The following is a 13,436-nucleotide window of genomic DNA, read 5'->3' as shown; positions in this document are numbered from 1 at the left end:
AGGGAGGAAGGGATATGGCGGGAATTTGGGGACAAGTCGCATTTGTATTCGCGCTGGCGCTTATCGCCAGCGTGATCGCGCATAGATACCGGCTCTCAACCGCGTTGGTGGAGATCATCGTCGGAATGATCGCCGGCTCATTGCTGGCGACATTCGGCGAATATTCGGTCTTCGGCGTGCAAGAGCCCTGGGTGAAGGCTTTCGCTGGGATCGGGGCGATATTCCTGACGTTCCTCGCCGGGGCGGAACTGGACCCGGATGTCTTCACGATGAAGTGGCGGGAGGCGGCGGCCATCGGTGTCGCGAGCTTTCTGCTGCCCGCGATTGGGTGTTGGGCCGCCGCCCACTATCTCCTTGGTTGGGATAGCTCGGCCGCGCTTCTGGCGGGCATTGCCTTGGCGGCGACTTCCGTCGCCGTCGTTTATACGGTGATGATGGAATATGGCTTCAACCGGGTGGAATTCGGCAAGACAATCCTGGCCGCCTGTTTCATCACCGATCTTGGAACCGTGATAACGCTGGGCCTCGTCTTCGCGCCCTTTACCTGGAAGACCTTGCTCTTCGCGGTTGCCCTTGGCGGCGCCTTTGTCGGTCTGCCAAAGATCACGCCGCGCGCTTACGCGATTTTCGGCGGCAGGCCCTCTGAATTCGAGTCCAAATTCCTGCTGTTCTGTCTCATGGGACTCGGGGCGCTCGCAGTGTGGGCCGGCAGCGAGGCCGTGCTTCCAGCCTATCTGATCGGAATGGCGCTTGCCGGGAGCGTGGGCCGCGATGCGGCTCTGGTCAAGCGCCTCCGTGCGATAACAATCGGATTGCTGACGCCGTTTTATTTCATCCGCGCTGGGTATTTTGTGTCCATCCCGACGGTGCTCCTGGCGCCTTTTGGCGTAGCCGCACTTATTCTCGTCGAGATGGTCACGAAGATCGTGAGCGTCTACCCCGTGGCGAGGGTGTTTAACGCGCCGCACAAGGACGCCATGTACACGACCCTGCTCATGGCGTCGGGGCTCACCTTCGGAACAATATCGGCGCTTTTTGGTCTTTCCAACAAGATCATCGATGACGCGCAATATTCGACCCTGGTCGCCGCGATCATCGGCACGGCGGTGCTTCCAACGCTCATCGCCAATAAGTTCTACCTGCCGCGCCATCTTCTGCCCAAGGACGAAATGACCTTGCACACGCCTGCTCACGAGGCGGAGGTCGAAAAGGCGTTGGAAGATTCCGAAGTGCGGTCCTAATCGAAAAGGAGCCATCCGATGGCAAAAATTGAAGCGGTGCGTGCGCTAGAGATCCTGGACTCACGGGGCAATCCCACGGTGCGGGTCAACGTGACGCTTGACAACGGCGTCGTTGCGACAGCTTCGGTGCCATCGGGCGCCTCGACAGGCGAACACGAAGCGGTTGAACTCCGGGACGGCGAAGCGCGCTATGGCGGCAAAGGGGTGCTGAAAGCGGTTAAAAACGTCAATGAGCAGATCGCGCCTGAGATCAAAGGGCTGGATCCGACACACCAGGCCGAAATCGACTCGCGGATGCTGCAGCTCGACGGGACGCCAAACAAAGCAAAGCTAGGCGCGAATGCGATCCTCGGCGTTTCGATGGCTGTCGCCCGCGCCGCCGCCCAAACGTCGGCCTTGCCGCTATATGCCTACCTCGGCGGGGCCGGCGCCAGACGTCTTCCGGTCCCCATGATGAATATCATCAATGGCGGCAAGCACGCTCAGAACTCGGTGGACTTCCAGGAATTCATGGTCCTGCCGATAGGGGCGCAGAGTTTCTCGGAAGCGCTTCGATTCGGAACCGAGACATTCCACGCGCTTGCGCGGATCCTGAACGCGAAAGGCTATTCGACATCGGTGGGTGATGAAGGCGGGTTCGCGCCAGATCTCGAAAGCAACGAGCAGGCATGCGAGGTGATAGTCGACGCCATTCGCGCCGCCGGCTACGAGCCCGGCAAAGACATCGCGATCGCGCTGGATCCTGCTGCGAGTTCATTTTGGGACGGGAGCGCCTACGACCTGTCGAAATCAGGACAGGGGCGGAAAGACACGGGCGAGATGATCGCGCTCTATGAGAGCTGGATCACTAGCTATCCGATTGTTTCAATCGAAGACGGCCTCGATGAAAATGATTGGGCGGGGTTCGGCCGGCAGACAGCTTCCCAAGGGAACCGGATCCAGATCGTTGGCGACGACATTTTTGTCACCAACCCCGCCTTCATCGCGCGCGGGATAGCGGAACATGCCGCCAATGCGGTGCTGATCAAGTTGAATCAGATCGGCACCGTTACCGAGACCGTTGAAGCCATCGCGCTGTGTCGTGAAGCCGGCTGGGGCTACGTCATTTCTCACCGCTCCGGCGAGACAGAAGACGCCTTTATCGCAGACTTCGCCGTCGCCATGGGGGGCGGACAGATCAAGACGGGATCGGCCTGTCGGAGCGAGCGCATCGCGAAATATAATCGTCTGCTCGAGATCGAGGCTGAACTAGGGGCTTGCTCGACGTTTAAATCGCCATTCGCCTAGGGGTGCCGACTATTAGGGCGGCCGCCACAGGATGTTTTGTGTGCCTGAGGAAGCGCTTCCGGGGGAACGCTCATGCAACCGCCCACATGACGGGTCAGATGTCAAAAACTGACAAGGGGGAGCGCCGCTTCGCCCGCTACAGACCCCAGCGCTTAACGAACCAAACCTTCACCGCCTGCGTTAAAAGCGCATAGACCACTAGCGTGCCAGCAAGGATGGGCCAGTAGAGCGGCGGCAGCGCCGTAAATTTCAACGCTTCCCCAATCGGCGTGTAGGGCAGGGCGGCGCCAATTGCGCTGATGATCAGCGAGGTTGCGATAAGGGCGTTGCTCGCGCGGCTTTCAAGAAAGGGGATCTTTGCGGTGCGAATGATGTGGATGATCAGGGTCTGGGATAGGAGCGATTCGACAAACCAGCCTGTCTGGAACAAGGCGGCGTTGCTCCAGGCGTCGAAGACATAAAGCATGACGAAGAAGGTCGAATAGTCGAAGATCGAGCTGATTGGCCCGATGAAAATCATGAACTTGAAGAGGTTGCCGATTTCCCATCTGCGGGGCGCCGCGACGTATTCCTGGTCCACATTGTCCGTTGGGATCGCAGTTTGAGAGAAATCGTAGAGCAGATTATTGGTCAGGACCTGTATCGGCAACATGGGTAGGAAAGGCACGAGCAGGCTCGCCCCCAGGACGCTGAACATGCTGCCAAAATTCGAGCTGGCGCCCATCTTGATGTATTTGACGATGTTGCCGAAAACCTTGCGTCCCTCGATGACGCCCTGTTGGAGGACGAGCAGGCTTTTTTCCAGCAAGATGATGTCGGCGGATTCTTTCGCGATGTCGACCGCCGTATCGACGGAGATCCCGACATCGGCGGCCTTGAGCGCCAGGCTGTCGTTGATCCCGTCGCCAAGAAAGCCGACGACGTGGCCCTTCCTGTGTAGCGCTCTGACGATGCGCGCCTTTTGATCGGGAGATAGTTTGGCGAAGATGGTCACGCCGTCGAGGAGTTCGGCCAGCTCGTCGTCTGATAGCTTTTCAATTTCTGAGCCGAGCGCGATACGATCCGCTTCCAGCCCGACGTCGCGGCAAATCTTGCGGGTGACCACCTCATTATCGCCCGTGAGGATTTTGATCTGAACCCCTGACGCTTTCAGGGCGGAGAGAGCGGCGCCGGTGCTTTCTTTTGCCGGATCGAGGAACGCGATGAATCCGAGGAGAGTGAGGTCGGTCTCGTCAGGGACAGAGTAATTTTTCGGCGGATACGAAACTTCCTTATATGCGACAGCGACGACGCGTAACCCGTCTTCGTTGAGTTCGCGCGTTAGTTCGAGAATTTCGTTTCGGCGCTTGGGGCCGAATTTAATAGCCTTGCCGTTTTGATCGTAGAAAGCGCAGCAAGAAAGCGTCTCTTCGACGGCGCCCTTACAGACGAGTAAATGCGCGCCTTCGCCCGACGAAAGAAAGCCCCAGACCAGCCTGAAGAACCTGGTGACGCCGTTTCCGTTGCCCTCTCCGGCGCCACGAGACAGCACAACCGATAGGCGCTTCCGGGAGAAGTCGAAGGGGATCTCGTCTACGACCTGATAATCATGCCTCAAATGGACATTTCTGCCCAGCTCTACATGCTCCAAGACCGCAACGTCGAGGAGGCTCTTCAAGCCGGATTGGTAATGGCTGTTGAGGTAGGCGTATTCAAGCACCCTTTCGTCAGTCTTCCCCTCGACGTTCAGATACAGGCTGAGTGAAACACGGTTTTGCGTGAGCGTCCCGGTCTTGTCCGTGCAAAGAACATCCATGGCCCCGAAATTCTGAATGGCGTTGAGACGCTTCACAATGACGCGTTTTTCCGCCATGGCGACGGCGCCCTTAGCCAGATTGACCGTGACGATCATCGGCAAGAGTTCGGGGGTCAGCCCGACCGCGATCGCGAGCGCGAAGAGAAGAGCCTCAGCCCAGTCGCCCTTTGTCAATCCATTGATCAGGAACACAGCTGGCGCCAGCGCCAACATGAAATAAAGCATGAGCCGGATGAAGCGATTGACGCCTCTTTCAAAGCTCGTCAACTGCCGTTTCGAGACGACGCGGCTGGCAAGCTGGCCGAAATAGGTCTTTGCGCCCGTATCCACGACCACGGCCGTGGCGAATCCGCTCACCACGCTGCCGCCCATCAGGCAGATGTTCGGTATGTTCAATAGGTCCCGGTCAGCCGCGGCGTCGACTTGTGCGGACTTTTCGACGGGGATGGCTTCCCCGGTCAATGCGGCCTGATCGACGAAGAGGTCCTTCGCCTCGAGGAGACACAGATCCGCTGGGATGATGTCCCCCGCCGAGAGTCGCACAATGTCGCCGGGGACGAGGTCTTCTAAAGGTATTTCCTGGAAGCCGTTGGGATGGCCGACCTCTTCCTTTTCCGCGCCGCGACGCTTCACGCTCGCCATGGTCTTGACGGCGCGGCGAAGCTTGGCCGCCGCCTCGTTGGAGCGATGCTCCTGGATGAACGCCATCCCAATGGCGAGCGCGACGATGATCGTGATCACAACCGCCGAGTGCAGGTCGCCCAGTAGATATGACGTCGCCGCAAGCGATAAGAGCAGAGCGTTCAAGGGGCTTTTGGCGCGAGACCACAGCTCCTCGAACACACTGGGGATCCCCTCCTGGGCTATGAGGTTCGGCCCCGCCGAGGTCAACCGCGTCTCCGCCTCGGCACGATCCAATCCACTTCGCGCGGTTTGCAGCGACGCGAGGAGGGCGTCATGATCCAGCCGGCTTGCGGCCATGATCTCCTCTGCTTGGAGAGGAGCTTCATTTCGGGAGGCGGACAGGTTCGAAGGCGCCCATTGAAGAAGCCAGAAGGACATGGGGGGAAAGAAGGAGCTCATTCGCATGTGGGTTACTGAGTGGACGCAGTGCCGGTCTCTACGTGGTCGGAGATCGAAGCTTGGCCTGGGTCCGCTCCGAGCATCCATCGGCTAAGAAAGCGTGTTTGCCGACGGATGCCAAGGCCGCGCCCGCCTAACTGATTGAGGAAAACGATGATCAAGAAGATTTGCTGCGCTGCGCTATTAGCCGGCGCTCCGCTGCCGCCGGTCCCGGCACTCGCCTGGGATGGATACCGCTGTTGCGATTGGCGGGGAGGCGTTTGGGGTGGGCGCAGGGCTTGGGATGGCGGCTACGGCTGGCGGGGCAGCGGTTACTACGTGCCGCCTTACGGATGGCCGGGCGGGCACGGCGGCGCCTGCTGGCGCTGGTCGTATGGCCAGTGGGTTTGGTCCTGCTGAGGGAGAAGTCGCCGAGTAGGCAGCGATTCGACGGCGCCATCCGGGCTATTGATGCCGCCAGACCTTCACTGCGGAAACAACCAAGATGGTCGCCAACAACGGCAAGAGCATGGAGCTTGGGACGAAGCCCAACATCTGCCCGCCGATAAAGCTCCCGGCGATGGATCCCGTCGCCATGGCAAGGACGAATCTGCGATTGTTCCTCATAACGGCGAAGCTTCTGTCGCGGCTGTAGCGTGTGAAAGCAACGATCATGGTGGGCAAACTCACGGCAAGCGAGAGACTGCCTGCAAGCTTGATGTCCGCGCCGAAGAGTAAGACCAGCGTCGGAATGAGCAGCTCGCCGCCAGCGACCCCCAGAAGCGACGCGACGACGCCGATCGCAAAGCCGGCGACAACGCCGGTCAGCATCTGCGCAACACCGGTTAACGCGGGAGCCGCATTGGCCGCGTTGTGGCCGAACACCAAAGCAATGGCAATCAAAACGAGCAGGACCGCGATAACGCGATAGAGCTCTTTGTGGCTCAGCCGTGTCGCCCAACCCGCGCCAAGCCATGCGCCGAGGAGGCTGCCAGTAAGCAGGTTGATGATGGCGGGCCAATTTCCCGCAACTTCTCCGAAGGGGACGGAGCTCGATCGAAAAGGCAGCGCGAAGGCGACGACAATGAGGCTCATGGCCTTATTGAGGATGACTGCTTCAAGCCCCGAAAATGCGAATACACTGATGAGCAGCGGCAGTCGAAATTCGGCTCCTCCAAGTCCGATGAGACCGCCGAGCCCGCCAATGAGAGCGCCGCCGCCAAAGGCCATGGCAAGGCTTGTCGCATCTGACATTTTGATTTGGTTGGCGGGGCCGCGCATCGGCGCTCCTGTTGTTATAGCCGTCAGACTATGTCGCTACGAGCAAAGCCGGGGCCAAGCCATGCCAAATGCGGGTTGGGTGTTAGGTAGAGTGGCATGCGTAATCTTAGGAACTTTGTGTCTAACCTTTTGCGCTGGTTGGTGTTTTCTGGTGATGCCGGCGCTTTTGGCGGGTTCGAACAGGCCGGGGCCCCATGCCGTGATGGCGAGCCGTCCGCCGGGGCGGACTATGCGCCAAAGCTCTCTTGTGGCGGCAACCATATCGGGCACGAAGAAAATCCCAAGACGCAGACCAGGCATCAAGCTGGCGTCTGGAATGCCGAGCGCCAGCATGTCCTCCGCCCTGAAGTCGATATTGCCGAGACCCATTGGCGCGCGCTTTCGTTGCGCCCAGCTGGACGAGGCGTCCGGCGAGACTTCGTGCTGCTCGAGGCTGGGCCGCCGCGTCCCGGCCACGGCGTTCGCGGCGGGACGCATATCTATCGCGTCCTCCATTCACCTCGAGCGCTCACACTTTCTTGGCCGTGCGCTTTTCTTGGCCTAGGCCCGACGTTGCCAGCATATTCAGCACGGGACATGGCGGGGCGGGATCGCCGGAACAGCGAGAGATTGTCTCCGCGAGAATTCGCTCCAGTCTGGCGAGGTCTGCGAGTTCCGCCCGCACCTCGTCGAGATGTGTCCGCGCAATGTCTCTCACGTCCGCACAGGAGGCGCGGGACGGCTCGGCGAGCGCCAGCAGGGCGCGGATTTGCTCGATGCTGAAGCCAAGCTCGCGGGCCCGGCGGATGAAGGCGAGCCTGCGAATATGAGCTTGTTCGTAGGCGCGGTATCCGCTCGCCGTTCGGGCGGGCGGCGGCATGAGTTTGATACGCTCGTAATAGCGCACGGTCTCGAGATTGACGCCCGCCGCCGCCGCGAGCTGCCCGATGGTCAAGGATTTCACGGATTGTTCCTCTTGCCCCCGTAGTCGCTACGGGGTGCAGGATACCCCGACGATCAAGCAAGAGCGAGCCATGACCATTAACGACACAGCGCAAGAAACAACGCCAGCCGATTCGGCTCCCGCGAACCTGGCAGCTTCGCAAAAATGGTTCGCCGCCTTGGGCTCGTCGCCGGATTCGCCGCGGTTGTCGCATCTTCGTGCTGCGCCATCCCGCTCGGGCTCGCCGCGCTCGGTGCCAGCGCGGGCGTTCTCGGTGGGCTTGAGACGGTTGCGGAATGGCGAACGCCATTTCTGCTGATCAGCGCCCTGGCGATTGTCGGCGGCTGGGGCGCGTGGGGGCTGAAACGTCCTGTTGCGTGCGCCTCGGGCGAAAGCTGCGCGTCGCCCGAACGATCCCGCTCAACCCTGGCGCTGCTTATCTGTGCTTCGGCCATCGTTCTCGCGGCGGCAAGCTGGGGCTACATCGACCCCGCGTTGCTCAAGCTGATGCGGGGCCGCTGATGCGACTCGTCTCAGTGATCACCTGTCCGTCCTGCGGGCGCCAGTCGGCCGAGACGATGCCGACGGACGCATGCCAGTTCTTCTATGAATGCAAGGGCTGCGGAGCGCTGCTCAAACCAAAGGCTGGGGACTGCTGCGTGTTTTGCTCCTATGGCGACGTTCCGTGTCCGCCGGTTCAGGAAGCTCGCGAGCATCGGCGCCCCGCCGGATGTTGCTCAAGCGCATAGGAGCATGGCTTGCGAGCTCTTGACGCGTCCAACGTTTCCATCATATTTGAAATATGGAAAAGCAAGAAGCCATCGCCGCCCTAGTCGCTCTCGGTCACGAGACCCGCCTCGATATTTTCCGGCTGCTCATGCAGGCGGGGCCGGAGGGGCTTCCTGCGGGACAAATCGGCGAACGGCTTGGCCTGCCGCCCGCGACGCTGTCCTTTCACCTTAGCCAGCTCAAACACGCGGACCTTGTGACCTTCCGGCGCGAAAGCCGGTCGCTGATCTACTCGGCGGTGTATCCGGTTATGGACGCGCTGCTCGCCTACATGACCGAAAACTGCTGCCAAGGCGCAGCCGCCTCTTGTGAGGCCGCCGTTCCTTCAACTTGCCAGCCAAAGGGAAGCCATGAAACGCCTGCACGTGCACGTGTCCGTTGATGACCTTGCGGGTTCCGTCCGCTTTTACAGCGCGCTTTTCGGGGCCGAGCCGACCGTCGCCAAACCCGACTACGCGAAATGGATGCTTGATGACCCGCGCGTGAATTTTGCGATCTCGGCGCGCGGCGGAAAGACCGGCGTCGATCATCTCGGGATTCAGGTCGAGACGCCCGAGGAATTGAAGGAAGTCTATGGCCGCCTGCAACAGGCCGAACGCCCTATGCTGGAAGAAGGCGCGACAACCTGCTGCTACGCCGAGTCCGAGAAAGCGTGGACTTCCGACCCGCAAGGGCTGTTGTGGGAGTCGTTCCTGACGACCGGCGAAAGCACGATTTACGGCGACGATGAAAAGCTGGCGGGATTCCGCACCGGCGGGAAGGGGGCGTCCTCTCCCTGCTGCGGCTCAAAGCTGCGCCAGTCATTGAAGCCGCTTGTTGTTCTGGAACGGGAGCCAACAAATGACCGAACGCGTCTATAACGTCCTCTTCCTCTGCACAGGCAACACCGCTCGCTCGATTTTGGCGGAGGGTATTCTTCGCAAGGATGGGGCAGGGCGCTTCAACGCCTTCTCGGCGGGGAGCCAGCCGAAAGGCGTCATCAATCCCTTCGCCATTAAAACCCTTGCGGAATACGACTATCCGACCGAGGGCTTCCGCTCAAAGAATTGGGAGGAGTTTGCGGCTCCCGGTGCGCCGGTGATGGATTTCGTGTTCACCGTCTGCGACAACGCGGCGGGCGAAGTCTGCCCGATCTGGCCGGGTCAACCGATGACCGCGCATTGGGGCATTGAAGACCCTGCGGCCGTCGAGGGCACGGATATCGAAAAGCAACGCGCTTTCAACCTTGCCTTCCGTTATCTGAAGACGCGCATTTCGCTGCTGCTGGCGACGCCGATCGCCCGCCTTGACAAACTCAAGCTGAAGGCGCGCCTGCGCGAAATCGGCGAGGCGGAAGGCGCGACCCACGGTCACAAAACGGAGGCGTGAGGGTGTCTGTTACCATCTATCACAACCCCGCCTGCGGCACCTCGCGCAACACGTTGGCGATGATCCGCCAAAGCGGCGAAGAGCCGGTCGTCATCGAGTATCTAAAAGACCCGCCGACGCGCGCGCGACTCGTCGAGCTGCTTAAGGCCATGGGCATTTCCGCGCGCGAGCTGCTGCGACAGAAGGGAACGCCTTATGAGGCGCTCGGCCTAGCCGATCCCAAATGGACGGAAGACGAGTTGATCGGCTTCATGCTCGAACACCCGATCCTCATCAATCGGCCTATCGTCGTAACGCCAAATGGCGCGCGGCTGTGCCGCCCTTCCGAGGCCGTGCTCGATATTCTGCCCAACCCCGACATTGGCGACTTCACCAAGGAAGATGGCGAAGTCGTCACCGGCAGGGGCGCTTAACCCACTCCTGAAGGACTCACATGACCACAATTCACGTTTTCGATCCCGCCCTTTGTTGCAGCTCGGGCGTTTGTGGCGTCGATACCGATCAGGCGCTTGTCACCTTCGCGGCGGATGTCGACTGGGCGAAAAAGAACGGCGCGCAAATCGAGCGCTTCAACCTTGCCCAGCAACCCATGGCCTTTGCCGACAATGTCACGGTGAAAGGCTTTCTTGAGCGTTCGGGTCAAGAGGCGCTGCCGCTGATCCTCGTCAATGGCGACATTGCGCTTGCCGGCCGTTATCCGAACCGCGCCGAGCTGGCGCGCTGGGCAGGCGTCAAGGAAGCCGCCGAAGCGCAACAAGGCTCATGCTGCGGCGGCAAGACCTCATGCTGCTGAGGTAACGCCATGAAATTTCTCGAAGGCGCGCCGCGTTTCCTTTTCTTCACGGGCAAAGGTGGCGTCGGCAAAACCTCGATCGCCTGCGCCACGGCGATCCAGCTCGCGGAGGCTGGACGCCGAGTGCTGCTGGTCAGCACCGATCCCGCGTCGAACGTCGGCCAGGTTTTCGGGGTCTCTATCGGGAACAAAATCACCTCGATCAGTGATGTTTCCCGGCTGTTTGCCCTCGAAATCGACCCGGAGGCGGCGGCGCAAGCCTATCGCGACCGTATCGTCGGCCCGGTTCGCGGCCAGCTGCCGGAGGCCGTCGTCAAAGGCATTGAGGAACAGCTTTCGGGAGCCTGTACGACCGAAATCGCCGCCTTCGACGAATTCACCGCGTTGCTGACCGATACTGAAATCACCTCGTCCTACGACCACATTGTTTTCGACACCGCGCCGACCGGCCACACCATTCGCCTTTTGCAGTTGCCCGTCGCCTGGTCGGGATTTCTGGAAGCCGGGAAAGGCGACGCGTCTTGCCTTGGTCCGCTCGCGGGCCTCGAAAAACAACGCACGCAATACAGCGCCGCCGTGCAGGCGCTCGCAGACGGTCAACGCACCCGCCTCGTCCTTGTCGCCCGCGCCCAGAATTCGGCGCTGCGCGAAGCGGCGCGCACCCATGGCGAGCTTGCGGCGATCGGCCTTACCCAGCAATTTCTGATCGTCAACGGGCTGTTGCCCGAGGAGGAAGCGGCGCTCGATCCGCTCGCCAAGGCAATTTACGGACGCGAGCAAGCGGCTTTGGCGGCGATGCCGGACGAGTTGCACGCCTTGCCCCGCGATGATGTGCCGCTCAAACCGTTCAACCTCGTCGGCCTCGATGCACTGCGCCAGCTCCTTGTGGAAACCGCGCCCCAGCCGGACGCGGCGGGAGAGCCGGTCGCGCTCCGCGCCCCCAGCCTCTCCGATCTCGTGGATGACATCGCGGCTGACGGCCATGGGCTGGTCATGCTCATGGGCAAGGGCGGCGTCGGCAAGACAACGCTGGCGGCGGCAGTCGCCGTCGAACTGGCGCGGCGGGGGCTCCCGGTCCACCTCACCACCTCCGACCCTGCCGCGCATCTCACTGAGACGCTGCACGGCTCCATGGCGCATCTGACGGTCAGCCGTATCGATCCGCACGCCGAGACCGAACGCTACCGGCAGGAAGTGCTGCGAACGAAAGGCGCGAAGCTCGATGCCCAAGGGCGCGCTTTGCTCGAAGAGGATTTGCGTTCGCCATGCACCGAGGAAATCGCCGTCTTTCAGGCTTTCTCGCGCATCATCCGCGAGGCGGGCGAGAAATTCGTGGTCATGGACACGGCGCCAACCGGCCATACGCTGCTGCTGTTGGACGCGACGGGCGCCTATCACCGTGAGGTCGCTCGCATGCTCGACGCCAAAGGCGGGCATTACACGACCCCGATGATGCAGCTCCAGGATTCGAAGCGTACCAAGGTCCTTTTCGTCTCCTTGGCCGAAACGACGCCCGTCCTCGAAGCGGCCAATCTGCAAGCCGATTTGCGGCGCGCCGGCATCGAACCATGGGCATGGGTCATCAACAACAGTGTGGCGGCGGCGCGTCCGCGCTCGCCTCTCCTACGCAAGCGCGCGCAAAACGAACTGGTCGAAGTGGAGAAGGTGGCGAGACTCCATGCCCGCCGCTACGCCGCCGTGCCGCTGCTTGAGGAAGAACCCGTTGGCGTCGAACGCCTTCTCAAACTGGCGGCGCCCCTCAGGGAACCGGCCTAAGCTGCTTTAGAGGAGGAGTAACGGCCATGAGTGAAGCCTCAACCCTCCCGCGTCCGCCTCAAACCCGCCAAGCGCCCGCCATGGGCGTGTTCGAGCGTTACCTGACGATTTGGGTCGCGCTCTGCATCGTCGCCGGGGTGTCCTTGGGCAGGCGATGCCTGCGGTCTTCCGCGCCATCGGCGGCGCGACGGTCGCCGAGGTCAATCTGCCGGTCGCCGTGCTTGATCTGGCTGATGATCATCCCGATGCTGCTCAAGATCGACCTCGCCGCTCTCGGGGAGGTCAAGGAGCATTGGCGCGGGATTGCGGTGACGGTCGGCATTAATTGGCTGGTGAAGCCCTTCTCCATGGCGCTGCTCGGCTGGCTGTTCATCTCCCATCTCTTCCGACCCTACCTGCCTGCCGACCAGATCGACAGCTATATCGCCGGGCTGATCCTGCTCGCCGCCGCGCCCTGCACGGCCATGGTCTTCGTCTGGTCGAACCTCGTGGACGGCGAGCCGCATTTCACGCTGTCGCAGGTCGCGCTCAATGACAGCATCATGGTGATCGCCTTCGCGCCGATTGTCGCTTTGCTGCTTGGGCTCTCGTCCATCTCCGTGCCCTGGAGCACGCTCTTGCTGTCGGTCCTCCTCTACATCGTCGTGCCAGTCATCGTCGCGCAACTCTGGCGGCGCGCGGTTCTAGCGCAGGGGAGGCCAGACGCTTTGAAAAGATGCTCGGCAGACTCGGCCCGCTGTCGCTTTCCGCCCTGTTGTTGACGCTCGTCATTCTCTTCGGCCTGCAAGGCGAACAGATCATCGCCCAGCCGCTCATCATCGGCCTGCTGGCGGTGCCGATCCTGATCCAAGTCTATTTCAACGCGGGACTGGCCTATGTGCTCAACCGGGCGCTTGGCGTCGAGTGGTGCGTCGCTGGGCCTTCGGCGTTGATCGGCGCGAGCAACTTCTTCGAGCTGGCCGTCGCGACGGCAATCGCGCTGTTTGGCTTCCAGTCTGGCGCGGCGCTGGCGACGGTCGTCGGCGTACTGGTCGAGGTGCCGGTCATGCTCTCCGTTGTCCATATCGTCCGCCGCTCGCGCGGATGGTATGAACACAAAGCGGTCTAACCCAGCTCAGATGG

14 protein-coding genes and 1 pseudogene are annotated in these 13,436 nt (G+C 61.3%); 11 read left to right on the top strand and 4 right to left on the bottom strand.

Features of this window, described 5'->3' with window-relative positions:
- The first annotated feature begins 14 nt into the window (after positions 1-14).
- Together RVU70_RS19525 and eno are read left to right on the top strand one after the other, a co-directional pair.
- The gene (locus RVU70_RS19525; RefSeq protein ID WP_363351483.1) at positions 15-1,241 is read left to right on the top strand and encodes a cation:proton antiporter; all 1,227 of its coding nucleotides are present in this window, start codon (positions 15-17) and stop codon (positions 1,239-1,241) included.
- Positions 1,242-1,259: 18 nt separating this feature from the next.
- A complete protein-coding gene (eno, locus tag RVU70_RS19520) occupies positions 1,260-2,528 on the top strand; it encodes a phosphopyruvate hydratase (RefSeq protein ID WP_363351481.1) in 1,269 nt (422 codons plus the stop codon).
- A gap of 136 nt (positions 2,529-2,664) precedes the next feature.
- Here eno and RVU70_RS19515 read toward each other — a convergent pair whose 3' ends face one another.
- The 4 genes from RVU70_RS19515 to RVU70_RS19500 form a co-directional block, all read right to left on the bottom strand.
- Positions 2,665-5,304 carry an HAD-IC family P-type ATPase gene (locus RVU70_RS19515; RefSeq protein ID WP_363351479.1) on the bottom strand — a complete coding sequence of 880 codons (2,640 nt, stop codon included), beginning with the start codon at positions 5,302-5,304 and terminating at the stop codon, positions 2,665-2,667.
- A 546-nt stretch (positions 5,305-5,850) separates the two neighbouring features.
- Complete coding sequence (locus RVU70_RS19510; protein ID WP_363351477.1) at positions 5,851-6,666, bottom strand: sulfite exporter TauE/SafE family protein; 816 nt, start codon at positions 6,664-6,666, stop codon at positions 5,851-5,853.
- Positions 6,667-6,702: 36 nt separating this feature from the next.
- Positions 6,703-7,161 (bottom strand): hypothetical protein, encoded by a 459-nt coding sequence (locus tag RVU70_RS19505; RefSeq protein ID WP_363351475.1) that lies wholly within the window; start codon positions 7,159-7,161, stop codon positions 6,703-6,705.
- A 13-nt stretch (positions 7,162-7,174) separates the two neighbouring features.
- A complete protein-coding gene (locus RVU70_RS19500; protein WP_363351473.1) occupies positions 7,175-7,609 on the bottom strand; it encodes a helix-turn-helix domain-containing protein in 435 nt (144 codons plus the stop codon).
- Positions 7,610-7,753: 144 nt separating this feature from the next.
- Here RVU70_RS19500 and RVU70_RS19495 point away from each other — a divergent pair, with 144 nt between their 5' ends.
- The 9 genes and pseudogenes from RVU70_RS19495 to arsB all read left to right on the top strand — a co-directional run bounded on the left by RVU70_RS19495 (position 7,754) and on the right by arsB (position 13,422).
- Positions 7,754-8,110 carry a mercuric transporter MerT family protein gene (locus RVU70_RS19495; protein WP_363351471.1) on the top strand — a complete coding sequence of 119 codons (357 nt, stop codon included), beginning with the start codon at positions 7,754-7,756 and terminating at the stop codon, positions 8,108-8,110.
- Entirely contained in the window at positions 8,110-8,337 is a 228-nt protein-coding gene (locus RVU70_RS19490; protein ID WP_363351469.1) for a GDCCVxC domain-containing (seleno)protein, read from the top strand. The genes RVU70_RS19495 and RVU70_RS19490 overlap by 1 nt, the downstream gene beginning before the upstream one ends.
- Positions 8,338-8,390: 53 nt before the next feature.
- Positions 8,391-8,759, top strand: coding sequence for a metalloregulator ArsR/SmtB family transcription factor (locus tag RVU70_RS19485; protein WP_363351467.1), 369 nt, complete (start codon positions 8,391-8,393; stop codon positions 8,757-8,759).
- The gene (locus RVU70_RS19480) at positions 8,728-9,237 is read left to right on the top strand and encodes an ArsI/CadI family heavy metal resistance metalloenzyme (protein ID WP_363351465.1); all 510 of its coding nucleotides are present in this window, start codon (positions 8,728-8,730) and stop codon (positions 9,235-9,237) included. Before RVU70_RS19485 ends, RVU70_RS19480 begins: the two co-directional genes overlap by 32 nt.
- Positions 9,218-9,745, top strand: coding sequence for an arsenate reductase ArsC (locus RVU70_RS19475; RefSeq protein ID WP_363351463.1), 528 nt, complete (start codon positions 9,218-9,220; stop codon positions 9,743-9,745). Before RVU70_RS19480 ends, RVU70_RS19475 begins: the two co-directional genes overlap by 20 nt.
- Before the next feature lie 2 nt (positions 9,746-9,747).
- Positions 9,748-10,158 (top strand): arsenate reductase (glutaredoxin), encoded by a 411-nt coding sequence (gene arsC / locus RVU70_RS19470; protein ID WP_363351461.1) that lies wholly within the window; start codon positions 9,748-9,750, stop codon positions 10,156-10,158.
- A gap of 20 nt (positions 10,159-10,178) precedes the next feature.
- A complete protein-coding gene (gene arsD / locus RVU70_RS19465; protein ID WP_363351459.1) occupies positions 10,179-10,538 on the top strand; it encodes an arsenite efflux transporter metallochaperone ArsD in 360 nt (119 codons plus the stop codon).
- 9 nt (positions 10,539-10,547) lie between these two features.
- Positions 10,548-12,314: an arsenical pump-driving ATPase gene (arsA, locus tag RVU70_RS19460; protein ID WP_363351457.1), complete on the top strand. Its 1,767-nt coding sequence runs from the start codon at positions 10,548-10,550 to the stop codon at positions 12,312-12,314.
- 80 nt (positions 12,315-12,394) lie between these two features.
- A pseudogene (gene arsB, locus RVU70_RS19455) lies at positions 12,395-13,422 on the top strand (ACR3 family arsenite efflux transporter).
- The last annotated feature ends 14 nt before the right edge of the window (positions 13,423-13,436 follow it).

Source organism: Methylocystis echinoides (assembly GCF_040687965.1).
Classification (GTDB): domain Bacteria; phylum Pseudomonadota; class Alphaproteobacteria; order Rhizobiales; family Beijerinckiaceae; genus Methylocystis; species Methylocystis echinoides_A.
This window is presented reverse-complemented; position numbering and strand designations above follow the sequence as displayed.